We start from the raw sequence: 26977 nt of genomic DNA, 5'->3' as shown, positions 1-26977 counted from the left end.
AGCAGTCAAAGGAGAGATACTGTGAAGGATTTATTCTTTAGGGAAAATGTGTTGGAAATTCTTGATTACTTAGAGGAAGGCATACATATTATTGATAAAAATGGAATAATTGTATATTACAATAAATTTGCACAAGGTATAGATGGAATAGAACGGGAAAAAGTCGTAGGAAGACATTTACTTGAGGTATATCCTTCCCTCACAGAGGAAACAAGTACACTACTTACAGTAATTCGTACAGGAGAATCAATGCGTAAGAAAGAACAGACTTTTCTTAACTATAAGGGAGAAAAAATCACAACTATAAATTCCTCCATTCCTATAACGTCAAAGGGAAAGATTTTAGGAGCATTGGAAATCTCAAAGGATATAACAACAGTTAGGGAAATGTCTGAAAAGATAGTAGACTTACAAAATAAATTATATAATAATAAAAAAGAAAAGAATTCTACAAAAAAGAATAAAGAATCTGCTCAATTTACTTTATTAGATATAATAGGTGAAAATAAAGAGATAGTAAGACTAAAATCTTTAGCTTTAAAGGCTGCAGATTCAGATGTTTCTGTATTAATATCAGGAGATACAGGAACAGGAAAGGAATTATTTGTTCATTCCATTCATAATGCAAGTTCAAGGAGATATAAACCTTTCATTACACAAAACTGTGCTGCACTTCCAGGAAACCTATTAGAAGGGATACTTTTTGGTACAATAAAGGGTGGATTCACTGGGGCAGAAGATAGACCAGGATTATTTGAATTAGCCAATGGAGGTACATTATTCCTAGATGAAATCAATTCTATGCCTCTAGAACTTCAATCTAAACTTCTTAGGGTATTACAAGATGGCAATATAAGAAGGGTAGGGGCTACTAATACTACAAAGGTAGATGTTAGAATAATAGCTGCAACAAATATATCTCCAGAAGAAGCTGTAGAAAATAAGCAGATTAGACGAGATTTATATTATAGATTAAATGTTGTATCCTTTGAAATACCTTTGCTTAGAGATAGAAAAGATGATATCCCTATACTTACAAATTATTTTATTAATAAATTTAATAACAAGCTAGATAAAAATGTAAAAGGCGTGTCAAAAGCTGTATTAAGTATATTTAATGATTATAAATGGGATGGAAATGTAAGAGAATTAGAGCATCTAATAGAAGGGATAATGAGTATATCAGATGGAGAAATAATAGACATAGAAGACCTTCCATATAAGTTTAGACAACATGAGAAAAACCATAATGAATATGAAGCATCTCTCACAGAAATATTAGAAGAAACTGAAAGAAATATAATAAAGGAAGTCTTAGAAAAGACTGATAATAACATAACTAAAACAGCAGAACTACTAAAAATACCAAGACAAACACTACAGTATAGATTATCAAAGCTAGGACTTTGATAATCAGTGCACAGTAAAGAACTAATAGTGAATAGTTAAAAGATTTTAAAGCTTATCTAAAACTATTCACTATCTTTTTGCCTAATATTCGGCATTGCTTCCACTAAAAAATCAACTAAAAGATTATTTTTTCAAATTTAAAATCATATCTTTAAATAAAAACATCTTTAAAACATTCAAAACATCGTCTTTTAATTCACAATTAACAATTTAAAATTTAAAATTGACATAAATCTTTCCTTGGCATATATTTTGCATTAAATTATAAATGAAAAATTAATTAAAATACTGGGGAGGAATGTCAAATGAAAAAAGGATGTCCATATGGCACGCATAGGGTTATTGAACCAAAAGGAGTTTTACCGCAACCAGCACTTAAAATTGATAATGACATGGAAATTTATGACAACGAAATACTTATAGACGTTCAAACATTGAATGTAGACTCAGCAAGCTTTACGCAAATTAAAGAGCAAGCTAAGGGCGACATAGAAGAAATCAAAAAGATAATGAAGGGTATTGTAGCAGAAAGAGGTAAACACCAAAACCCAGTTACAGGTTCAGGTGGAATGTTAATCGGTACAGTAGAAAAAATAGGACCAGCATTAGAAGGGAAAACTGATCTTAAAGTTGGAGACAAAATAGCTACATTAGTATCTTTATCACTAACACCACTTAGAATAGACGAATTTAAAGAAGTTAGACCAGATGTAGACCAAGTAGATATAGTAGGTAAAGCAATATTGTTTGAATCGGGAATATATGCAGTTATTCCATCAGATATGCCTGAAAACTTAGCATTATCAGTATTAGACGTAGCAGGAGCACCAGCACAAACAGCAAAACTAGTTAAACCTGGAGATACAGTAGTAGTTATAGGCGGAACAGGTAAATCAGGTATGCTATGTCTATATGAAGCAAAGAAAAGAGCAGGAGTTACAGGTAAGGTTATATGCATAGGTTCAAGAGATACTACTTTACAAAGATGTAAAGATGCTAATTTAGCAGATGTATATATTAAGGCAAATGCAACAGATGCAGTAGAAATTCTTGAAAAAGTAAAAGAAGCTACAAATGGAGAAATGGCTGATATAGTAATTAACACAGTAAATATTCCAAATACAGAAATGTCATCTATACTAATCTGTAAAGACAGAGGAATAGTATATTTCTTTAGTATGGCTACAAGCTTTACAAAGGCAGCATTAGGAGCAGAAGGAGTAGGGAAGGATGTAACTATGATAGTAGGAAACGGATACACTAAAGACCATGCGGCAATATCACTGGAGTTAATGAGAGAATCAGAAGCATTAAGAAAGATTTTCACAGAACTATATGCTTAAACTTTTCTTTGTCAAAGTTTACTAATTGACAATGCACAATTGTCAGTTAAATAAATTAATAGCATAAGTTATATAGACTGATTGAATGTTTTAATCCAATAAAAAGGAGGAAAAATAATGCGTCATTATAGTGAAATCGAACTTTGGAAAAATGTTACTGAAGAAGAATGGAATGATTGGCATTGGCAAGTTAGAAACAGAGTTACAGATGTTGAAACATTAAGACAAATAATAAATCTAACAGAAGAAGAAGAAGAGGATATCTGTAAGGTAATGGAGAAGTTTAGAGTAGGTATTACTCCTTATTATGCTTCTCTAATGGATCCAGATGATCCCCATTGTCCAGTTAGAATGCAAGCAGTACCAACCTTAATGGAAACTCACATTAGTTCATCTGATTTGGAAGACCCATTAGATGAAGACGAAGATTCACCAGTACCAGGATTAACTCATAGATATCCAGATAGAGTATTATTCCTTATTACAGATCAATGCTCCATGTATTGCAGACATTGTACTAGAAGAAGATTTGCAGGACAAAATGACATGGGAGTACCAAGGGACAGAATAGACGCATGTATAGAATACATTAGAAATACCCCACAAGTAAGAGATGTATTGCTTTCAGGTGGAGATGCTTTATTAGTATCTGATGATGTATTAGAATATATTATCAAGAAACTTAGAGAAATTCCACATGTGGAAATAGTTAGAATTGGAAGCCGTACACCAGTAGTATGTCCACAAAGAATTACAGATGATCTAGTAAATATGCTAAAGAAATATCATCCGATTTGGTTAAATACTCACTTTAATCATCCAAAAGAAATAACTCCTGAATCAGCAGCAGCTTGTGCAAAATTAGCAGATGCTGGTATTCCATTGGGAAATCAATCAGTGCTTTTAAGAGGAATCAACGATTGTCCTCATATAATGAAAGACTTAGTACATGGATTGGTAAAGATAAGAGTAAGACCTTATTATATCTATCAATGTGACCTTTCCATGGGAATTGAGCATTTCAGAACAAAAGTATCAAAGGGTATCGAAATAATAGAAGCTTTAAGAGGACATACATCAGGCTATGCAGTGCCAACATTTGTAGTTGATGCTCCTGGTGGCGGAGGAAAAACTCCAGTAATGCCTCAATATGTCATATCACAATCACCAACTAAAGTAGTTCTAAGAAACTATGAAGGTATAATTACAACATATACAGAACCACAAATGGTAGAAGAGCCATGTAACTGCCCAACCTGTAAAGGAGAAAGAGAAGCAAGGATTACAGGAGTAGCAGAATTACTTCAAGGACCAGAAGTAAAAGCTCTAGAACCTAGCTATTTAGAAAGAAGACATAGAAAAGACTAAAGTTTTTCTAATTGTGAATTTTAAATATTGAAATTTTAATTAAAACCTAGAGATAATTCACAATTTATAATTCATAATTCATAATTCAAAATTTGCGACTGAAAGGGGCACTTTATGCTTGAACTAATAAATGGTAAATTTAAAACAATATCCATAGTAGGAATGTCTAAAAATAGTGGTAAGACTGTAGCTTTAAACCATTTAATAGCTGAAGCCATTGATGAGGGAATTCCCGTTGGTATAACTTCTATAGGTCGAGATGGAGAGTCATTAGATATTGTGACTGAAACAGAAAAACCTCGTATATTTTTAGAGGAAGGTGCTCTTATTGCCACAGCTACGGGGATGTTAGAACTAGGAGATGCCAATATAGAAATATTACAGGTAACGGAATATAGAACACCTCTAGGTGAAATAATTATAGGCAGAGTAAGGGATGGGGGCTATGTTCAAATAGCAGGCCCTCAGCTCCTTTCTGAAATAAAAGCAGTCTCTGATATTATGTTAAATCTAGGTGCTAAATTTGTCATCATAGATGGAGCTTTAGACAGGCTATCCCAAGCAGCTCCAGCTATATCAGAGGCTACTATTTTATCTACAGGTGCCGTATTATCTAGAGATATAAATAAAGTAATAGAGGAAACAATTCATGTAGTTAATACTCTAGGACTTCCAGCTGTTGAAGATAAAGAAATAAAAGAGATTATAAAAGAACTTATTAAGAACAATCAAATAGCTGTAATAGATAATAATAACCAGGTGGATATTATTCCTTTAAAAACGGCACTAAATGGAGGCACAATAATAGGTGACCATCTAAAAGACAATTCAAAATACTTAGTGATACCAGGTTCTTTGGTAAAGAATACAATAGAAGATTTAACTCGATCCACAAGAAGATATAAGAATGTAGAAATAATAGTCACAGATGGTACAAAAATATTTATAGAGCCAAAGGCTTGGCTAAAATTCATGAGGCAAGGCGTAGTAGTAAAAGTCTTAGACAAGATAAATTTAGTAGGAATAACATTAAATCCATATGCACCAGCAGGATACTATTTTGAACCAATGGAATTCCTATCGAAAATGAAATCCTACATAAGCCATATACCAGTAATGGACTTAATATTAGGTGGTGAATAATATGGTATTCATGGATGAAAGCACAAAGGAATCCTTAGATTTTCAATATATATTAAATAAGATTTCCACACTTACACCCTATGGAATGATGTATAAAGGTAGATTAAAGGCATTTCAATTAGGAGAGGAAGAAAAATTGATGGAAGAATTGGATAAAATAGAATCATTCTTATCATCAGTGGAAAATAAAGAGATAAGAAGGGAGTTTAACAATATCTTTGCTCACATAAAGGATTTAAGAACCTCAGTAAGACGTACTATGGAGGGTTTTATCCTCACAGAAGTAGAGTTATTTGAAATAAAAAACTTCCTTTTTTTAATAAGAGATTTAGATAGATTAATAAAGAAAAACAATATCCCAACTTTTAGTGATACAAAGATTGAACCAATAGTATCTTTAGAGAAAGCATTGGATCCTGAAAATACAGGAATATCTACTTTCTATATATATGATGCTTACTCAGAAGAATTAAAAGATATTAGAGAAAAAAAGAGAAGTATAGATAAGGAAATAAAATTAGAGAAAAAACATATAAAAGATAAAATAAAAGAAGAGTTAAATTTAGACCTTAGACCAGATTCATCTGTAGTTATATCAAAGACTCAAAAGGAATTAATAGAAAAACTTCAAGACTATCCCTATTTAGCCTATGTTTCAGAAACATATATGAATATAAAATTTTCCATAAGACAAACAGAAAATATGACTAAATTAGAACGAGAACTCCTTATTCTAAAGGATAAAGAGGAACGAGAAGAGCTTAGAATAAGAGAAGCATTATCTAAGGAAATTGGTAAGAGAAGAAAACAGATCTTTAGAAATATGGCAAATATAGGAAGACTAGACTTGCTTATAGGAAAAACAAAATATGCTTTAGATATAAAGGGAATAAAGCCAGAAATCCTGAAGGAACATAGATTAGAAATTGAAGGAGGAATACACCCAAAGGTAGCAGATTTCTTAAAGGAAAAAAATCTAAACTTTACCCCCATATCTTTATCCTTAAAAGAAGGGGTGGCTTGTATTACAGGAGCAAATATGGGAGGTAAGACCATTAGCTTAAAGTTAGCAGGGTTATTATCAGCAATGGCACAATACGGCTTATTTGTACCAGCTAAAAACATGAAAATTGGATTAAATCAATTTATAAAGTCTTCAATTGGGGACATGCAATCAACGGATTCAGGATTATCTACCTTTGGTGGAGAAATAAAAATAGTAAGTGAGGCCGTATTAAAATCCGATGAAAAAGGATTAATACTTATAGATGAGTTAGCAAGAGGTACTAATCCAGAAGAAGGATATGCCATATCCAAGGCAATAGTTACCTATCTAAAAGACAAAAATTCCATATCCTTACTAACTACACATTATGACAATGTGGCAAATCTGGACGATGTAGTTCACCTACAAGTAATAGGATTGTCTAAAGTCAATGTTATAGACTTAGCTAAAGAAATAAGCATAGATGAAAAAATGGAAATAATCAATAAATATATGGATTATCGTCTAAGAGTAGTAGAAAAGGATACTCTAGTTCCCAAGGACGCATTAAATATAGCTAGAATAATGGGGTTAAATGAAGAAATACTTAATTTAGCAGAAGGATATTTAAAGAAACCAGTCTAAATATATAAAATATTATGTTTTAATTATTATCTGTTATCTGTTAATTGAATGACGAAGGAGTGATAATTTTGAGTAAATTAAATCTTGATCAAAGTTTAATCGAAAGCTCAAGAAATGCAGCTAAAAACATAGCAGAAGAAATACAGAAATTTATAGATGCTCATACTACAACAGCAACGGAAAGAACAATAGTCAGACTTCTTGGAGTAGATGGAGTAGATGAAATCGAAAAGCCTCTACCAAACGTAGTTGTAGACAATATTAAAGAAGGCGGAGGTCTGGAGAGGGGAGCGGCATACTGGCTTGGAAATGCAGTAGTAAATACAGGACTTACACCTCAAGAAATAGCAGAAAAAATAGCAGTAGGAGAAATAGATATTACAAGAATTCCAGCTCAAGATGAAGAAAAAATTAAAGAAGTAATATATGAAATGGCTGAGAAGAAAGTAGCACAAATTGAAGCAAATAGAGATAAAAGAAATGAATATCTAAATACAATAGGAGAAGGAAAAAAACCGTATCTATATGTAATAGTAGCTACAGGAAATATCTACGAAGATATAGTTCAAGCACAAGCAGCAGCACGTCAAGGTGCAGATGTTGTAGCAGTTATTAGAACAACAGGACAATCCTTACTTGACTATGTGCCATATGGAGCAACAACAGAGGGTTTTGGAGGAACCTATGCAACTCAAGAAAACTTTAGACTAATGAGAAGAGCATTAGATGAAGTAGGTGAAGAAGTAGGCAGATATATACGATTATGTAACTATTGCTCAGGACTTTGTATGCCAGAGATAGCAGCAATGGGAGCTAGCGAAAGACTGGATATGATGTTAAATGATGCATTATATGGAATTTTATTTAGAGATATCAATATGCAAAGAACCTTAGTAGACCAATACTTCTCTAGAATAATCAACGGTTTTGCAGGAATTATCATAAACACTGGAGAAGATAATTACTTAACTACAGATGATGCAGTAGAAGCAGCACATACAGTATTAGCATCACAGTTTATCAATGAGCAATTTGCAATTAAGGCAGGTATACCAGAGGAACAAATGGGACTTGGACATGCATTTGAGATGGATCCATCAGTAGAAAATGGATTTTTACTTGAATTAGCTCAAGCACAAATGGCAAGAGAAATATTTCCGAGGGCACCATTAAAATATATGCCTCCAACAAAATTTATGACAGGAAATATATTTAAAGGACATATACAAAATGCCCTATTTAATATGGTATCCATTATGACAAACCAAGGAATACAATTATTGGGAATGTTAACAGAAGCAATCCATACACCACATTTACATGACAGATATCTATCTATTGAAAACGCTCAGTATATATTCAATAATGCAAGAGATCTTGGAGATGAAATAGAATTTAAAGAAGATGGTATAATCCAGCAAAGAGCACAAGAAGTACTTAAAAATGCAGAAGCACTCCTAACTCAAATAGAAAAAGAAGGACTATTTCAAACCATAGAGCAAGGTAAGTTCGGTGGAGTAAAGAGATCACGTACAGGTGGAAAAGGCTTGGATGGAGTAGCAAAGAAAGATTCAGGCTATTTCAATCCGTTTATTGAATTGATGCTTGGAGGTGAAAGACAATGGTAGAAGTTGCAAAAGTAGATTTAACGCAAGTTAAACCCTATGGAGATACAATGAATGACGGAATGGTACAGTTAGGCTTTTCTCTTCCAGTGCCAGCAGGAGATGAAGCAGTAGAGGCAGCTCGTCAATTGGCTAGAAAGATGGGTTTTGATGAACCGGCAGTAGTATATTCAAAGGATTTAGGAGTAGGCTATACCTATTTTGTAGTATATGGCAAATGTACACATACAGTAGATTTTACTAAAATAGAAGTGCCAAAAGTAGATGTAGATGTATTAAGCAAAGAAGAAGTAGAAGAATATATTAAAGATAATATAAAGAGAAAAGTAGTTATAGTAGGAGCCTGTACAGGTACAGATGCTCATACAGTAGGAATAGATGCTATAATGAATATGAAAGGCTATGCAGGACATTATGGATTAGAAAGATACGAAGGAATAGATGCATATAATCTAGGCTCCCAAGTACCAAATGAAGAGCTGGTAGCAAAGGCAATAGAATTAAATGCAGATGCCATCTTAGTGTCACAAGTAGTTACACAAAAAGATGTACACATACCAAACCTTACTCAATTAGTGTAATTACTAGAAGCAGAAGGCATAAGAGATAAAGTAGTACTTACTTGCGGTGGACCAAGGATTGGCCACGAATTAGCTAAAGAATTAGGTTACGATGCAGGTTTTGGCACAGGCTCTTTTGCAGAAGACGTAGCTACCTTTGTAGTTACAGAAATGGTAAATAGAAAATTAATATAAAGTGGAAGTATAGGTTTTCTGTTCAAAATAATGTAATGGAAAACCTATACTTCCATATAGGACGGTGATAGACATGACCCAGTCATCTATAACCAAAAGAGCCTTAGCAGATTCTATGAAGGAATTAATGAGTGAAAAATCCTTATCTAAAATCAGTATTAAGGATATTGTAGAACGTTGCAATATGAATCGCAAGAGCTTTTATTATCATTTTAAAGATAAATATGACTTGGTTAATTGGATATATTATACAGATTTTGTAACTAGCTTTGAAGAAAATGAACTCAATTCTCAATGGAGTATTTTAGAGAGTATTTGTGAATTTTTCTATAATAATAAAGGATTTTATTGCAATGCATTAGAAGTAAAAGGGCAAAATTCATTCTATGACTATTTTGGTGAGGTTTTATCTCCAATTATTGCTATAGAATTTGAAAATATATTTCAAGATGAGGATAAGGAATTTTACATAACATTTTTTACTGATGCAATAAGAACTTCCATAACAAGATGGTTACTTGAAGACAGTAAAATTCCACCCAATGAGTTTGTAAAACTAATGGAGAATGCAGCTACAGGAGTTGCAGTAAAGATGTATAAAGAAAAGTTTCATCAGGAAAAGGGTCCATTAAACAAGATTCTATAGAAATGGTTCTATCTACATGAGTTATATCTTCGTAGAAATCAATTAAGAATACAGGATATTTCTGATTTGTTTTTGCATCTTTTATATATTTATTTATAGAAACTACAACCTCTTCACCACATTCTGAAGATGGAATTAAAAATGCAAAGGCACAATTTAAACTGACTACACTCATAGCCCAACTATCATTTAAAATAGTTTTGATATCATTATTATCATAAATCATATGAACTCCAAATAGAAGTTTGTTTTTCTTTAACAATAATATCTGAGAGTTAAAGAAGGGACTTTTATCTCTTATATTAATAGATAATAATATATTTCCAATACTTTTTAATTCCAAAAGATATTCTTCTGCCAATATAATAGGGTTTACAAATAGAATAAAAGCACAATCTTTATTGGATTTAAAAATTTTTATTAGTCCTTTAAATCTATTCTCATTATTATCTAAAAAAAAGATATAACTATATAGACCAATACTTTTTCCTTTATTAATTATATTTTCAATTTTATCATAATCTAATATATCATTTTCAGGATTTGTAAAGTCAAATATTATAGTCCAAGGAACATTATAACCTTTTTTCTTTTCATGTTGACGAATTTTCTTTGCACCATATGTCCAAGAGTTTAATCCAAGATTTATTCCAAAGGTTTTAAGAATATTATGATCTACATTTTGAACTATATTAAAAACAAGCTTATAATAGGGACTATTTTCATTTTCAAGCATTATTTGAGCAATATTATAGAAATCCTTTTGGAATCTTCCCTTAGCAAAATGTGCTCCAAGATCCACTAAATTTCTAGTTCCTCGTTTAGACTTTAACTCTATTTCTTTAAATGCTCTTTCAATTGCAATTTCCAACATAACCTTAGTTAATTTATTTTCCATTAGAACCCTCTCCTTCACAATTAGTTCTAGTACAAATATAAACTTTTGTATAATTTATGTATATGGTCAAATTTAATATATGTCCTAAAACACCCCAATTTATGAAAATGTCCCAAAATTGCACAAATAAAAAATTTGTCCAAAGAAATTCTAAAAGCAAAGTTTTATAATAGTATTTAATAGAAGGTTTTTTAATTTGGAAGGGGGAGACAAAATGAGAGATAAAACTATTAAGGAAAACATGAAATCTTATGGTATAAAAATAGTATTGAACTATCTCGATAGTGATCCTGATAGTAATATTCCAAAGATAATAAATTGGGTTGAAAGATTTGATAAAGAAGGTAATATCAGTAGTCAATTCAATATTGTAAGAAAAGAACTGGACAATAAAGAAGGAAACTGGTATAAGCTAGCAGAGAGTCTTTGGACAGATATAGACGGAGAAGTGAGAAAAAAATTATTTGAAAATTTTATAATCAATACCAATATATTAGGAGCAAATAAAAAAGAAACCATTAGAAAAGAACATAATTGTAATGTACCATGGGCTATACTAATGGATCCTACCTCTGCTTGTAACTTACATTGTACTGGATGCTGGGCAGCAGAATATGGAAATAAGCTGAATATGAGTTATGAAACTTTGGATAATATTATCAATCAAGCTAAGGATATGGGAACATATATGTTCATATATTCTGGTGGAGAACCATTAGTCCGTAAAAAGGATATTATAAAGCTTTGTGAAAAACATGACGATTGTGTATTTCTTTCATTTACCAATGGGACACTAATAGATGAAGAATTTGCAGATGAAATGTTAAGAGTTAAGAATTTTGTTCCAGCCATAAGTATAGAAGGATTTGAAGAAGAAACAGATTATCGTAGAGGAAATGGAACTTATCAAAAAGTTGTTCAGGCAATGAAGATATTAAAAGATAAAAAACTTCCATTTGGAATATCATGTTGCTATACAAGGAAGAATGTAGATATCATAGGCAGTGAAGAATATTTTGATGCTATGATAGATAAGGGGGCAAAATTTGCTTGGTTCTTTACTTATATGCCAGTTGGAAAAGATGCAGTACCTGAATTAATGGCAACAGCTGAACAAAGGAAATATATGTACCACCAAATTAGAAACTTTAGAAATACAAAACCAATATTTACTATGGATTTTTGGAATGATGGAGAATATGTAGGAGGATGTATTGCTGGTGGAAGGAATTATCTGCATATAAATGCAAACGGAGATATTGAGCCATGTGCATTTATACATTATTCAGATTCTAGCATATATGAAAAAACATTGTTAGAAGCATATAAATCTCCTTTATTTATGCAATATCATGATAATCAGCCATTTAATAAAAATCACCTAAGACCATGTCCATTATTGGATAATCCAAATAAATTGTCTGAAATGGTAGACAGATCGGGAGCGATGTCAACAGACTTACAAAATCCAGAAAATGTTCATGATTTAAGTGCAAAATGTGAAGATGCAGCTAAAAATTGGGCATTAGTAGCAGATGAAATATGGAATAAATGAAAGGCGAGTTTTCTGTTCCAAATTTGGAACGGAAAACTCGTCCGTTTAAACTCTAAAAACTTGGGGGAGTCATTGCCCAAACAGATTCACATATTTCGTTACCAACATTGATATATCTATGAGGGATAGTGCTGTCGAAGTAAATACTATCACCCTCTTCTAATATATACTCTTCATTTTCCATTTTAACCATTAATTTACCCTTAATCACAAGGCCGCATTCCTCTCCTTCATGAGTAACAAAATTTTCAGAGGAATAATCTCCAACTTTAATAGTAATATATAAAAATTCAATTCTTCTATTAAGGTCAGCGGATAACAATTCATAAATGGCATTATTGTTGGAAGCTATTATACGTTTCCTATTATTTCTTTTTACAACAGGATTTGCATTCTTTTTAGCCTCTTCTTCAAAAAAATATCCTACAGAAACACCTAGAGATTGGGCAATTTTCCATATGGAAACTATAGAGGGAGTAACCATATTTCTCTCTATTTGACTAATTAGTCCAGGGCTTAATTCTGCATCATTAGCTAAATCGGATATATTCATTTTTCTTTTTTTTCTTAATTCCTTTATTTTTGTACCTATATCTATATTCAAAATCACGAACCTCCATTGTCAACATTATCTATATTTTAACATAAATACTGAATAAAAGACCATTAAAATAAATTCAATATATTAAATAAATATTTAATATATTGAATTTATTCAGAATATATTGTATTATATTTTTAAGGAAATAGTTCTAATATAAAATTAAAGGAGGAGTAATATGGGTACATTAATTAATGCAGACAACACTTGGGCTTTGTGGACAATATTAGTAAGTATAGCAGCAATTAGTATTTATCTTGAACAAACCTATAAGTGGGCATCAAAAGTAACAGGAGCAATTATTGGATTATTAATTGCAATGATATTAGCAAACTTCAAAGTAATTCCTACAGATGCACCAACCTATGATGCAGTATGGGGTTATGTAGTTCCCCTAGGAATACCTCTATTGTTATTTAATGCTAATATTAAAAAGATTTGGCGTGAAAGCGGAAGAATTATGATTATATATTTACTTAGTTCGGTTGGTACTCTTCTAGGAGCTTTTGTTTCTTTTATACTATTAAGAAATTATATACCAGATTTGTATAAGATGGCTGCCATGATGACAGGCTCTTATATTGGGGGTGGAGTAAATTTTGCTGCAATGGCTGAGTCCTTTGGAACGTCTGGAGATTGGATTTCTGCTTTGGTAGTAGCTGATAATTTATTAATGGCATTATATTTCTTTGTTTTATTAGCAATACCATCAATTAAATTTTTCCAGAAGAAATTCAAACATCCTCATATAGATGAGGTTGAAGGTAATGTAAATACTGGTGAAGGGGAAACATTGGCGGCTAAATATTGGGGAAGAAAAGAAATATCCTTAAAGGACATAGCTTTTGCTGTAGCTATTTCCTTTGCAATCGTATGGGTTTCTACTGAAATTGCAAATTTTTTAGGAAGTAAGATACCTACTGGTAACTTCTTCTATAATTTGCTTAATGGTTTATTAGGAAATAAATATCTGCTTATAACTACTATAACTATGTTCTTAGCTAGTTATTTCCCTAATTTCATGTCTAATATTCATGGAGCACAAGAAATAGGAACATTTTTAATATATATATTCTTAGTTGTTATAGGAGTGCCAGCATCATTACAGTTAATATTAACGAGATCACCCTTACTGCTTGTATTTACAGGAGTTATAGTTCTTGTAAATATGACAGTTACTTTATTGTTAGGGAAATTATTTAAATTCAATCTAGAAGAAATACTATTAGCATCTAATGCAAATATTGGTGGACCTACTACAGCAGTTGCTATGGCAATAGCTAAGGGTTGGAATAAATTAATAGGACCAATTATGCTAGTAGGAGTGTTTGGATATATTATTGGAAACTATTTAGGAATATTTATGGGCAATTTATTACAATATTTGTAAAGAAGTATAATAGATAGAGTTATACTAAATTAGGAGGTCGACTTATGCTATTTGACATACATGGAGATATATGGACAGATGTTACAGTAAAAAGGCAAATGGGTTTGAAAAATATTATTAGAGATTATCATTTAGAAAGATTTAAAAAGGGGAATATGGTTGGAGGTGTATTTGTCATATGGATTGATCCTCCCCATGATGAAAGACCAAAAGAAAGACTTATTGAAAGTATTAAGGCAATGAATACTGAAATATGGGAAAACCAGGATATATTGAAGATAATATATAATAGAAATGATTTTTATCAAGCTATTGAGGAGAATAAACTTGCTGTATTATTAGGCTTAGAAGGTTTAAGTGGTATTGGAGAAGATGTAGAAACGATTTACACCCTATATCAACTGGGATTTAGGCATGCAACTCTAACATGGAATGAACAAAATGCCTTAGCAACAGGAGTTAAAGGAGATGTAAATAGGGGATTAACAAACTTAGGCAGAGATGCAGTTAAGATTATGGAATCATTAGGAATGATTTTAGATGTATCACATGCCAATGATAAAACCTTTTGGGATATTTATAATATAGCTACAAAACCTTTTATTGCATCACATTCAAATTCAAGGGCATTATGTAATGTTCCTAGAAACCTTACTGATGAACAAATAAAAGCCATTGGTGAAAAAGGTGGGCTTGTAGGTATTAATGCATTTAATGAGTTTATAAATTTAGAACATGACAAAAGGACTATTGATTATTTAATAAATCATATAGAGCATATTGTAAATCTTATAGGAATAGACCACGTTGCCTTAGGTTTTGATTTCTTTGAATATATTGGAAATGATACGGCAGATACTTTCACTGAAGATCCTTATGTAGGTACTTTAGGAATAGAAGATATATCTAAAGGAAATAATCTAATACTAAAGCTTCAAGAGAAAGGTTTTTCAAAAGAAGATATAGAAAAGATAGGCTACAAAAATTTCTTAAATTTAATTTAGAGTGACAAGGGACATTCTCCTATGGAAAACTTTATTCTTTCTTGATAGTATTTTTTATAAATGATATAATTTGTTTAAGGATAAATGAAGAGGAGAATCCATATGGATGAAAAAGTTTTTGACTTATTAGAAAAGCTCTATGTGGAAGTGTTTAACTTAAAGACAGAACTAAAAGAAGAAATCCGAGGAGTAAGAACGGAACTTAAGGAAGAAATCCAAGGAGTAAGAATAGAACTTAAGGAAGAGATCCAAGGAGTAAGAACAGAACTTAAGGAAGAGATCCAAGAAGTAAGGGATACGATGGCAACAAAGTCAGATTTACAAGAAGTTAAAAATGACTTACAAGAAGTTAAAAATGATTTACAAGAAGTTAAAAATGACTTGCAAGAAGTTAAAGCCACTATGGCAACAAAAGAAGATCTTGAGTTATTGTCTGAAGAATTAAAAGTAGAAATACAGTCAGTATATGATGAAGTTAAGGAACTTCGTCAGGATTTGAATGCTATGGAAATAATTACAACTAAAAATGCACATGATATAGCTTTATTAAAAGCAGTAAGATAAAAATTCTAATCAAAGAATTAAAGCAATAGGTTTTCCCTTCTAACTAATGGAGTGGAGAGCCTATTACTATATTTAGGAGGCAGAAATGATTTCAATACTATTTATACTAAAAACTATACTATTTTTAAATATGACTGATGTCCAATTTAATAGGATTTTAATACTAATTATTACATCAATGATTACAATAGGCTTTATATCTTTGATTAAACAGACAAAATTAAAACATAAAAAGACAATATTGATGATATTCTATTCTATAATATCATTTACTATGTTTATAGATACGGTCTACTATTCTCAATTTCAAGCATTGCCTTCTGTTGCAATGCTGGGACAAGCCAAGCAGCTTACAGCCCTTGGAGATAATATAAAATCCTTAATAAATATGAAAAATATATTGTTAATATTAGATATACCGATATTAATTTTTTTATCATTAGATCTTTTCGATAGGTTTTTTACTCCCACCCCCTGTCGCAGCCATATTATACTTACAATAATGGCATTTGCAATAATTCATGTAAATACAATTGGACAGATACAGTCACTAACAGCACAGGAGCTATATTTTTATCATATATCAGATATAGCTAAAAATATAAATAAATCTAAAAAACAAAAAAACATTGATTTTACAATGGAAGACTTAGAAGATATAAAGAATAGAACAAATTTAAAAGATGGGAAATTAACAGGAATAGGGAAGGATAAAAACCTTATAGTATTGCAAGTAGAAGCATTACAAAGTTTTGTCATTAATTTAAACTATAATAATCAAGAAATCACACCAAACCTAAATAAACTCATAAAGGATAGTTCCTCTTTATACTACAATAGATACTATCAGTTAATAGGAAGAGGAAATACATCTGATGCAGAATTTGTAAGTCATAATTCTCTGCATCCATCCTTAGAAGAACCTACCTATAGTCAATATGAAGGTAATAGATTTTATGGTCTTCCTTGGATACTTAGGGATAAAGGATATACTGCTTGGGCGATGCATGGATATAAAAAGGAATTTTGGAATAGAGAAAAGGCATATGTAAACCAGGGTTTTCAAAGATTTATTTCTGAGGAAGACTATAATTTTGATGAAATAATTGGATTTGGAATAAGAGATGAGGACTTCCTAAAACAAAGCATAGGATATTTAAAGGAATTAGATAGTATAAATTCTAATCCATTTTATGCATTTATTGTAACTCTTACATCCCATTCGCCCTTTAACATTCCAGAAGAATATCGTATGCTGAAGATCAGACCAGAACACGAAGACACCATATTAGGCAATTATTTACAAGCAATACATTATGCAGATAAGGAAATAGGCAAGTTTATAGAAGACTTAAAAAGGGAGGGACTATATGATAATACTGTCATAGCATTATATGGGGATCATTTTGCAATACAGAATGGGGACGAAGAAATAGACAATATAATGACAGAACTTCTAGGGTGTAAATATGATTATGACTCCATGATGAATATACCCCTTATAATCCATGTGCCAGGAGAAGAAATTAATGAAACTATGTCTACCGTAGGGAGTCCAATAGACTTTTATCCTACTATATTAAATATAATGGGATATAAAAATGAAAAGGGATTAATGCTAGGCAGAGATTTAACAAATTATAAAGAAGAAAACTATGTATTTCCACAGACATATTTACTAAAAGGTTCATTCATAGGTAAAGATACCATGTTTGTAATGGCAAGGGATGGACTCTTTGACAATAGTAAAGCCTATGATTTAAACACAAGAGAAGAATTAGACAGGAATGAATTTCGTAAAATGTATGATGAAATAATTAAAGAAATCAATAAATCCGATTTTATTTTAAAAAAGGATTTACTAAAATATTATATAGATAATAATGGAGAAATAGATTTAAGCATTCTTACAGAACAAAATATATTAAAAAATAAAAAAATAGTCTCTTTTTATTATAATTCCCTAGAAGAGCTAAACAGTGCTTATGATAAAGGATATAGAGTATTGGCAGTAGATATAGAATTAACAGTAGATGATGGAATAATTCTTTTAAAGGATTGGTATTGGTATTATGACAATCTATTTGAAAACCCAAAAGATAGACGTTTAACCTTAGAAGAATTCAAAGAGTTGAAAATGAAAGAAAACAAAACTCAAATGACAATAGAAGACCTTATAGAATGGATGGATAAACATAAAGATGCATATATAATTCTTCGTCATGGAGAAGTAGATAATAAAGTTTTTGTAAATACATTTAAAAATTATCCAGTCTTAATAGACAGATGTATAGTGGAAATAAAAAACTTTCGTCAATATTTAACGGTAACTTATAGGGGATTTAACAAGGTAATTCTAAATCCAATACAAGAAAATTATACAGATGAAGAGATCTTAGACTTCGTCACAATGCACCCCCATGTAGGAGTAATACTAGACAAAGAAAGAGCAAAAACAGATTTATCCAAGAAACTAAAGAAAAAAGGATTATCCGTTTATGCAGATACAGGTAAAAATATATTTAAAAAGCAATAAGTACCAAAACGTTGTACTGTTTTGGTACTTATTGTATTATCCTAAAGATTTTGGATTAATTTGCCGATAAATATACTTAGAATTATATTTTGGGAGGGATTTTATTTCATGAAAAAAAAGATGTTTTATATGATTTTAGCAATAAATTTAATACTTATCATATTCCCTAAATGGTCTTTATATGCAGATGGAGAAGATGAGAAAATAATAAAAAAAGTATATACAGATAAACAAACTATATTGGAGGGAGATAAAAATATAGATTATAATATTTCTTATATATATATAGAACATGAGCCTAGCTATAAAGTAGACGGGGATAAATTTGATTTAAAAAATTTGCATAATGTAATTAAGATTATTGCCAATGGAAAAGAACAAAATCCTGTGGATTCAAATGGTAATTTTAAATATACAATAGAATATAATAATGACCTTAATAGGATAGAGATTAAGATAAAAGAGAATCCATTAAATCCTATTGATTTAAAGCCATTTATTCTTACAAAAAATACCTACTATAATATTTATATACCAAATGGATTTTTTTTCAATCAAAGTATAAGCAGCGATTCAATAAACTATACTTTTACTACAAATGGTGAAGGGACAAATATTACAGATAGAGGTATATATAAATTTGAAATAACAAATAAAAAAGAAATAGTAGGGGCATATGACAGACCATTTTTAATTACAGATTTTACACCTACAAATAAAAATATGGAATTTACTATAACAGGCTATAACTTTTCAGGTGACATTAAACAATTAAGATTTGTAAGAGAAAAGGATAATAAAACCATTACAATACCAAGAAAAACCGGCAATATAGAAAATCTAAAATTTCATGATATAACTAAGATAACTGGAACTATGGATGATGAAGCCAAAAAAGAATTTGCAAAAATAATCAATGATAAAGAATGTAAAAAAACTTATACCAGTGCAGGAGCCTATGACATATATATAGACTTTGAAATAGGGAACTCAGCCTCAATGCATAAGGTAGAGCAAAGAATTATAGTAAAAGATAGACCAAAGATAATAGATACAACCCCTAGAGATGAACATGATTATTTTGATCCGGAAATATTATATGAGAAATTCACCAATCCAGATGAAGAAGGTTATTATATAAAGGTAGTTTTTGAAGATATAGGAAGTACATTAAAGATGAAAGATAGTATAGGCCATGGTATTCAAGTAAATGTAATAGGAGATAAAACTAATTTAATAGATAAAAATAAACAAATAATATATAAGAGAGAGTTATCAGCAAATAAATACTCAGCAAATAGGTTTAACGTTTATATACCTTTAATAGATAAACTAGATGACAATCAAAAGTATGAAGTATATATACCCGAAGATTCCATAGTAGAATATTCAGACATAGAAACAGAGAAAAATAGATGCTATAAATGGACGTTTAGCACTAACTATTTTCCAAAGGCAGAAAAGCTATATGAAGGTTCTATACCAGAATACTATGATTGGAATTATCCAATAGTAATAGATGGGTCAATGTTTCATGAAGATACATTTGTAGAGTTTAGAAATATGAACGGTAAATACTATAGTCCTTCAAGTATAGATATTAGAAATAATAATAGTACAATGTATATATATTTACCTAGAAATAGAAGATTACCAGTAGGAGTCTATGATATAATAGTAAGTAATGGAAATTCCTATGAAACTCAAATGGTCTATGGAGTATTTTCTGTAGTAGAGGAAGGTGATTATATACCAAATGAAGAATATAGAGTAAAAGATGATAGCTCAATTGGCATGGTAAAGGGAAATATAGGTAAGAGCAATGATGTATTGGAACTAAGCTCTAGATATACAGATAATAGATATTTAGAAATAGATTTAGATGAATTAATGGGAAGCAATACTTGGGTAAGAAGTATAGAATATCCCATATCATATAGAGATAGTTTAGGAGAGCTTAGGCTTAAATCAAAATGGGCAAATGCCAGTATAAACTCTCTAAGACTTAGTAATAATTATGATGAAAGATATATAGAACTTCGTGTAGGTAAGGTAGAACCTAGTATAGCAGATATATTAAAGAAAAAATTAGTTGGAAAAAATATAAAATCAAACTTCATAGAAGTATCAGGAGCTAATTTTGATTTTACTAATCTAACAATAGAAATACCATATTTTGATTCTGACGGAAGTAGATTAAGGATTTTAAGATATGATGAATCAAATAGAAGATTTGAAGAAATTCCATATATAATAGATTTAATAAATGGAAGAGTAAAAGGAATGAGTAGCAAACCAGGTATTTTTGTAATAGTTCAATAAGGGGTGAATTAATTGAAGAAAAAGTTAAGCTTAATTTTAGCCATAATGATTATATTATCAAGCCTTCCTATGGGGGAATTAGTAGCTTGGGCAGCAGAGGGAGATCCAGCAGTAGTAAATGATGTAACTGTAACCAAAACATATAAAGACATAAATCAAGTTGAAGTTATGTATATCGAAGTAAAAGGTACTAACTTAGGGAAACTAGGTAAAAATCCCGTAATAGTAAGGGATGAGAAAGGTGATCCAAAGGCTCTCTCTGTTATAGTAGAAAGTGATAATAGACTATATTATAAAATAGAAAATCCTCAAGGAATAGCCAAGCTATCTGTAAGCGAGAATGATTATAATATTGGAGAAGTAGAGATGCCAATTATTAGTGATATTTTACCATTAAATAGAATGGTTAGCAACAAAGATACCCTTGTTATCAATGGCACTGGATTTACAAAAACAGGCATACAAGTTAGATTCTTTAATAAATCAGGAACATTAGATCCAGTTAATATGGATGTGAAAAATGATAAAATCACAAAGGGTTTTTTACCAAATACAGTAGGTGGTGCTTATAGACTAGAATTCAAATATACTGATAGTATTAAAAAGTTAACCATAGAGGATAACTATCCTAATTTATTTACAGTATATGGTGAACTAGGTATTAGTGATGATATTGCTATGGTTCCAAATCAAGGACCAGTTGGGACTGAAGTTAAAATAAAAGGGACAGAATTAACTAGGGAAATGAGTGCATTTTTCTTAAAGGAAATTGACGGAAGTGATTTGTATACAGTTGATAATAGGGGGGTTTTTATATCCTATGGTAAGGATGTAGAAAATGATGATAGTGGAAATAAAACTATAGATGTCTATACCCTAAGAATACCACCAAAACTAGAGCAAGGTAGATATTATGTGGTTCTAACCAATAATGTAAATGGTGAGAATAATTTAGAAGGAAAAATCACGAGTACCAAGCTTTTTAGTGACAATATATTTACTGTTATTGATAATAAGGATACTATTTCCATAACGGACGTAACTCCGCCAGTGGGGCCAGAAACAGGAATAGATGCTACAATACAGGGAAGATATATAGGGACTTTAAGCTCGAATGTTTTTACCCCAAATGATAATAGTAAATTTGAAACGGAAAAAATAGACCCCGCATCAAATACCTTAAAAGTTTATTATAATCCAGAAGATGGAAGCGGATCCATAGGTAAATATAAGCTCATAGGAGGAGAAGAAGGGGTAGATGTTACTAATATAGAAAGAGAAATAACTGTTTTTATAGGAAACAAGGCAACATTTAGGGAAGGCTCAGTTTTTACTAAGGATATGGACAAATTAAACATTAAAGTATCCTCAATAAATTTACAAGATGGAGAAGACCCTGCTAAACCTGTAAAAGTTGAGGTAAAAACAACAATTCATTATAAGGATAAAAATGAAAAAAAGACTTTAGTAATAAGAGAAGAGGGAACATGGAATAATAAATTCATATTTCAACCAATAAATTATAAACCTAAAATAACTAGCATTACTCCAGATAAAATACCAGTAGATGCAAACAATAAAATAGCAGATAGTTTCAAGATATCCATAGTTGGTGAGAATTTTTTGAAATATAGATATAAAAACAAAGATGGAGATGTAAAGGTAAAACAGCCAGTTATTAATTTAGGAAATCAGATAATACTAGATCCTAATATCACTGAGGATAAAGTTGGTAATCCTAAAAGAATTCCAGTAACGGATATGAAGATCTTTAATAAAAATGGAGTTGAAATAGATGGCACAATAGGAAATGATTTAGGAAATAAAATACTTGTAACAGTGCCTAAAGGTGCAAATATAGATCCTAATATTATTGATATAATTAGTAGATTGACAGTTACCAATCCTATAAAAAATAATGAGGATATAACAAATGATGAGCCAGAGAAGCATTTAGGGCTTAGTGGAGATGGAGAAATTAAATTTGTTAAAGTTACTTCTGACAAAACTCCATTCATTACCAGCGTAACTCCAGATACTATAACCACTTCAGGTGAAAAAGGTATAATCATCTCAGGTCAAAACTTTGCTGAGAAATTCAATTTATATATGGATGGAGAAAAAATAACATCAGCCAAAAGAAATGGTACAGGTACTCAAATAACCTTTGATGCACCACCTAAACCTGAAGGATATGTACAGTTAGTAGTACAGAATGATGATGGAGCATTAGCAACCTATGACAAATTTTTATATGTAAAAACCTATACAGATCCTAAGATAACAGACTTCAACCCTAAGAAAGGCACAGCAAATACATTAGTCGATTTAAAAGGGCAAAACTTAGTCCCGCCAAATCCATTAGTAAAGGACTTAAGTGGTGTAGGATTTATGAAGCTTATAGGCACTAGAATTTTTATAGGCGGAAAAGATATCAATACCTATACAACAGATCATAAGCTAAAAGAATATACAACACCATCTGACGAACCAATAATATCGGCAGAAAATAATTCCATAATACCATCAGACTATTACCATAGTATCATTCTAGAAGATGAAAATAATGAATATTACAAGATATATTTTGATATCATCTCAGGAAAATACTATTTGACAAATGGAGATAAGGATATATACGAAATAATAGCAAAAGGAGATAAATTATTTGGTAAAAAAGGTGGAGATCCAGAGAAGGAAATAAAGGTAACAGATAAAGAGATAGAAATTGACGGAAAAACCTTAGCCATAAAAACCCCTTATTCAGTTGAAGGTGGAAAGATAGTAGGAAATAGAGTAAAAGTAACAAACAGCAACGAACTGTATTTTGAAGTACCACCTCAACCTAGAGAAGGATACTATGATATAGCTATAGTAAACCCAGATACAAAAAAGGATGAAAGGAAAGGAAATGCTGGATTTTACTATTTCTTCCAGCCCAATGAAAAGCCGCCAAAAATAAAAGAGATAACTCCATCAGAAGGCTCTACAGAGGGACAATATAATATCATTATATCTGGTGAAAGCTTTGTAGATAGAGGGCCTAATGAGAAAACTTCTGTAATTATAGGTGGAGTAACTGTTCCACCACAGGATGTAGTAGTTTCCCCTAATGGAAATGCCATGACAGTAAAAGTTCCAAAATATCCTGGAGATTTATCCAAAGAAACTGATATGGATAGAAAACATGTAAATGTCATAGTAATAAATCCTGACGGAGGTTCCGATAGAAGAATAAATGGCTTTGCCTATATAATTCCAATATCACATCCAAAGATAACTAAGTTAATCCTCAACAAAGGGTCAGCAGCAGGAGGAGATATAGTTACCATAGAAGGTTCTGACTTTAGATACTTTGAGCCATTTAGAGATGCCAACAATAATGGTACTTGGGATGAAGGTGAAACCTATACTGACAAAAATGACAATGGCAAATGGGATGATTTAAGGGATAAGAAAGTATTCGATGAACTGAAATCTGATTGGGACAAAAACATACTCCCAATCTTACCAACAGTATATTTTGGCGGGAAAGTAGCAAAAATAAAAAGCTTTACAGCTTCAACCATAGATATAGAAGTACCAAAGGGAGCAAAAGGACCAGCAGAAGTTTATCTAGTAAATAATGATTATGGAGTATCTAATAAATTGATTTTTACCTACGAGTCCTCTAATCCCAAGATTAACTCTATTACACCTAATACAGGTAGAAAACAAGGTGGAGATAAGCTGGAAATATTAGGAGAAGGGTTTATAAAAGGAGATATATTAGTATACGATGATTTGAAGTCATTGCCAAAATCAAAAGAAATAGTACAAATTCAATTTACAAAGCCAAATGACGAAAACATGACTAATATAAATTTGCCTTTAGACAATCCAAACTCAGGTAGGGTAAGAGATAAAATTGCCCAAGCTAAAGCAGGACAATTAGAGTTAAAATATAATGCTGCAGAAAAAGATGTAAAATTCAGTATCACTCTAACAGATAACAATATAAAATACACAGCAGAAAACATCCCATATAATAATGAAGAAGTATTCTTCCCTTTGAACTTACTAAAAAATGACAAAGGAGAGAACTATAAAGGAAATGAATTAGTTCGCATTAGATTAGAAAAAATTGAGGGAGCAAGTAATACCTTTAGGGTAAGATTAGACAGGGGTTTCTCACCAGAAGCTACTGTGTTAAATCCAGGACATATAAATGTAATTACTCCATCCTATTATACTGTAGGAGAAGTTCAAGTGAATTTAATAAACCCAGATAATGGAGTTGCTACAGGAAAGTTTAACTACAAGAACCCAGATAGCAAACCCAAAATAACAAATATATTAAGAGATGGACAAGAAGGATATAAAGTAGAAGATGGAAGAACAATAGTAGAAGTAAATTATCTAGGTGGAAATACTATAGAAATAATAGGTCAGGATTTTAGAAAACCAGTTAAAATTCAAATAGGAGATATAACTATAAATGCTAAAATAGAATATCAGCCAGAAGAAGACTCAATATCAAATAGGCTAATATTTAAAATGCCAGCAGTAGAGAATAGATATATAGGCACATACAATAGGGTAGTAGTAGAAAATGAGGATGGTGGAGTTGCTAATTCAGAGCCTATTTTTATCAAATTTACAACTCCAGAAAGTACAGGGCTTACTATAACAAAAGTAACGCCAAACTTTGGACCTACATCAGGAGGAACTGTTATAACCATAGAAGGTAAAGATTTTAGAGAGAAAATGGATGGAATACCTAATGGCAAACTAAAAGTATATTTTGGAGAAGGCTCAAAACAAAAACAAGTGCCTCAGGAAAATATAATATCCATTGCATATGATAAAATCATACTAAAAACACCACCATATACAGCAGGATCTGCAACTATAAAGGTTGAAAATCCAGATGGTAATATAGCAGAACTGATAAATGGATTTACCTATGTAAGTGACCCTAAGATAACATCAGTTGTAAACCCTGATAATAACAAAATCTTAATAGAAACCCTATCCATAGAAGGTGGAGAAAAAATAAAAATAATCGGCAGTGATTTTATGGAAGGAGCAAAGGTAGTATTTAGCCCAGTATTAAAATTAGTAGATGATAAGACACCGGCTACAGGAGAAGTAATTACCATAGGAACAAAAAAATATATACTGGAATCTGGAACAGAGGGTACAGAAGTAGAAGTAATCAATGGACAATCTATTACTGTAATTACCCCAGAAGGTAAATTAGAAGACAAAGGTATAATAGTCATCAATCCAGATAAAGGAGCAACAAATGTATATAATATAGGATATGGAGTACCAGATATGGATGCACCATTTAATGTAGAAGCAGAAGTAGTATTTGACCAGTTCATCAAAGTCCATTGGTCAGGCGTTAAAGATGCCTTTGAATATGAAATATACATGAGTGAAGATGGAGATAAGTTTGAATTCATAGGTACAACAGAGTTAACATCCTATGTAGTACAAAATATAAAATCACGAACAGAATATCAGTTTTTAGTGCGAGCAATAGGCAAATATGGAACATCAAAGCCAATAGATGAATCCAAGAGTAACTATGTTACTACAGGTAGGGGAGTAGGAGCTGAAGATGAAGACGGAAGTCTTGGAGAAAATACAGTGATAAATAGAAATGGAATAGCAGCAGATATTTCCATAGGTACAGAGGATTTTGACAGTAAAGGGATGACAATAGACTTAACAAGGGGAGAATTAGCAGGAGTAAAGGATATAACCATTAGGATTCCTGCAGAGATTGTAGTAAATTCCTTTGGAGATATAAAAATCCTTGGAAAAGATTATACAATGGAATTTAGTCCAAATATATTCAAAAATTCCACTATGGAAGATAATAGGAAGAATTCCAATGCCGGAGTAGTATTTAAAATATCTACCTATAAAGGAAATGTAAATATGAAACCAGGAGAAGCAATAGTAGGAGAAACATATATATTAGAAGGAATTACCTATGTAGGTAAAGATACCGGAAAAATAGATTATCTAAGAGGGAATATAAAGTTTACCCTTGATACTGATACACAAAAAGTACAAAATAGAAGATTAAATAGGGTACAAATGGTTAGATATGATGAAAATACAAAGACATGGGTTCCTGTTAATTACCCTAATAGACTTGGATTATATACTGTAATAGGAAGTAGGCGATAAT

Annotated in this window: 17 protein-coding genes; 15 read left to right on the top strand and 2 right to left on the bottom strand. The window is 31.2% G+C overall.

Annotation, left to right across the window (positions count from 1 at the left end; translation table 11 throughout):
• Positions 1-21: 21 nt before the first annotated feature.
• The 8 genes from RT714_RS00365 to RT714_RS00330 all read left to right on the top strand — a co-directional run bounded on the left by RT714_RS00365 (position 22) and on the right by RT714_RS00330 (position 9920).
• Positions 22-1410: a sigma 54-interacting transcriptional regulator gene (locus RT714_RS00365; RefSeq protein WP_313755639.1), complete on the top strand. Its 1389-nt coding sequence runs from the start codon at positions 22-24 to the stop codon at positions 1408-1410.
• A gap of 305 nt (positions 1411-1715) precedes the next feature.
• Positions 1716-2753, top strand: coding sequence for a zinc-binding dehydrogenase (locus RT714_RS00360; RefSeq protein ID WP_313755638.1), 1038 nt, complete (start codon positions 1716-1718; stop codon positions 2751-2753).
• Between the two features lie 117 nt (positions 2754-2870).
• The gene (ablA, locus tag RT714_RS00355; RefSeq protein ID WP_313755637.1) at positions 2871-4121 is read left to right on the top strand and encodes a lysine 2,3-aminomutase; all 1251 of its coding nucleotides are present in this window, start codon (positions 2871-2873) and stop codon (positions 4119-4121) included.
• 114 nt (positions 4122-4235) lie between these two features.
• Entirely contained in the window at positions 4236-5264 is a 1029-nt protein-coding gene (locus RT714_RS00350; protein WP_313755636.1) for a hypothetical protein, read from the top strand.
• A gap of 1 nt (position 5265) precedes the next feature.
• Complete coding sequence (locus RT714_RS00345; RefSeq protein WP_313755635.1) at positions 5266-6894, top strand: MutS-related protein; 1629 nt, start codon at positions 5266-5268, stop codon at positions 6892-6894.
• 59 nt (positions 6895-6953) lie between these two features.
• On the top strand, positions 6954-8522 hold the full coding sequence (locus RT714_RS00340; protein WP_313755930.1) for a lysine 5,6-aminomutase subunit alpha: 1569 nt from the start codon (positions 6954-6956) through the stop codon (positions 8520-8522).
• Positions 8516-9100 carry an OAM dimerization domain-containing protein gene (locus RT714_RS00335; RefSeq protein WP_313755634.1) on the top strand — a complete coding sequence of 195 codons (585 nt, stop codon included), beginning with the start codon at positions 8516-8518 and terminating at the stop codon, positions 9098-9100. Before RT714_RS00340 ends, RT714_RS00335 begins: the two co-directional genes overlap by 7 nt.
• 247 nt (positions 9101-9347) lie before the next feature.
• Complete coding sequence (locus RT714_RS00330) at positions 9348-9920, top strand: TetR/AcrR family transcriptional regulator C-terminal domain-containing protein (RefSeq protein ID WP_313755929.1); 573 nt, start codon at positions 9348-9350, stop codon at positions 9918-9920.
• Here the strand turns inward: RT714_RS00330 and RT714_RS00325 are convergent.
• On the bottom strand, positions 9847-10818 hold the full coding sequence (locus tag RT714_RS00325) for a hypothetical protein (protein WP_313755633.1): 972 nt from the start codon (positions 10816-10818) through the stop codon (positions 9847-9849). The genes RT714_RS00330 and RT714_RS00325 overlap by 74 nt on opposite strands.
• Positions 10819-11032: 214 nt before the next feature.
• Here RT714_RS00325 and RT714_RS00320 point away from each other — a divergent pair, with 214 nt between their 5' ends.
• Positions 11033-12373 carry a radical SAM protein gene (locus RT714_RS00320; protein WP_313755632.1) on the top strand — a complete coding sequence of 447 codons (1341 nt, stop codon included), beginning with the start codon at positions 11033-11035 and terminating at the stop codon, positions 12371-12373.
• Positions 12374-12425: 52 nt separating this feature from the next.
• On the opposite strand, the gene RT714_RS00315 is transcribed toward RT714_RS00320, so the two are convergent.
• On the bottom strand, positions 12426-12977 hold the full coding sequence (locus RT714_RS00315) for a cupin domain-containing protein (RefSeq protein WP_313755631.1): 552 nt from the start codon (positions 12975-12977) through the stop codon (positions 12426-12428).
• Positions 12978-13152: 175 nt separating this feature from the next.
• On the opposite strand from RT714_RS00315, the gene RT714_RS00310 reads away from it, so the two are divergent.
• The 6 genes from RT714_RS00310 to RT714_RS00285 all read left to right on the top strand — a co-directional run bounded on the left by RT714_RS00310 (position 13153) and on the right by RT714_RS00285 (position 26976).
• A complete protein-coding gene (locus RT714_RS00310) occupies positions 13153-14364 on the top strand; it encodes a DUF819 family protein (protein ID WP_313755630.1) in 1212 nt (403 codons plus the stop codon).
• Between the two features lie 44 nt (positions 14365-14408).
• On the top strand, positions 14409-15368 hold the full coding sequence (locus RT714_RS00305; protein WP_313755629.1) for a dipeptidase: 960 nt from the start codon (positions 14409-14411) through the stop codon (positions 15366-15368).
• 102 nt (positions 15369-15470) lie between these two features.
• Positions 15471-15932 carry a hypothetical protein gene (locus RT714_RS00300; RefSeq protein WP_313755628.1) on the top strand — a complete coding sequence of 154 codons (462 nt, stop codon included), beginning with the start codon at positions 15471-15473 and terminating at the stop codon, positions 15930-15932.
• Positions 15933-16017: 85 nt separating this feature from the next.
• The gene (locus RT714_RS00295; protein ID WP_313755627.1) at positions 16018-18468 is read left to right on the top strand and encodes a sulfatase-like hydrolase/transferase; all 2451 of its coding nucleotides are present in this window, start codon (positions 16018-16020) and stop codon (positions 18466-18468) included.
• A 108-nt stretch (positions 18469-18576) separates the two neighbouring features.
• Complete coding sequence (locus RT714_RS00290; protein ID WP_313755626.1) at positions 18577-20790, top strand: hypothetical protein; 2214 nt, start codon at positions 18577-18579, stop codon at positions 20788-20790.
• A gap of 12 nt (positions 20791-20802) precedes the next feature.
• Complete coding sequence (locus tag RT714_RS00285) at positions 20803-26976, top strand: IPT/TIG domain-containing protein (protein ID WP_313755625.1); 6174 nt, start codon at positions 20803-20805, stop codon at positions 26974-26976.
• Position 26977: the final 1 nt, after the last annotated feature.

Source organism: Tissierella sp. (assembly GCF_032104385.1).
In the GTDB taxonomy this organism is placed as follows: domain Bacteria; phylum Bacillota; class Clostridia; order Tissierellales; family Tissierellaceae; genus Tissierella.
This window is presented reverse-complemented; position numbering and strand designations above follow the sequence as displayed.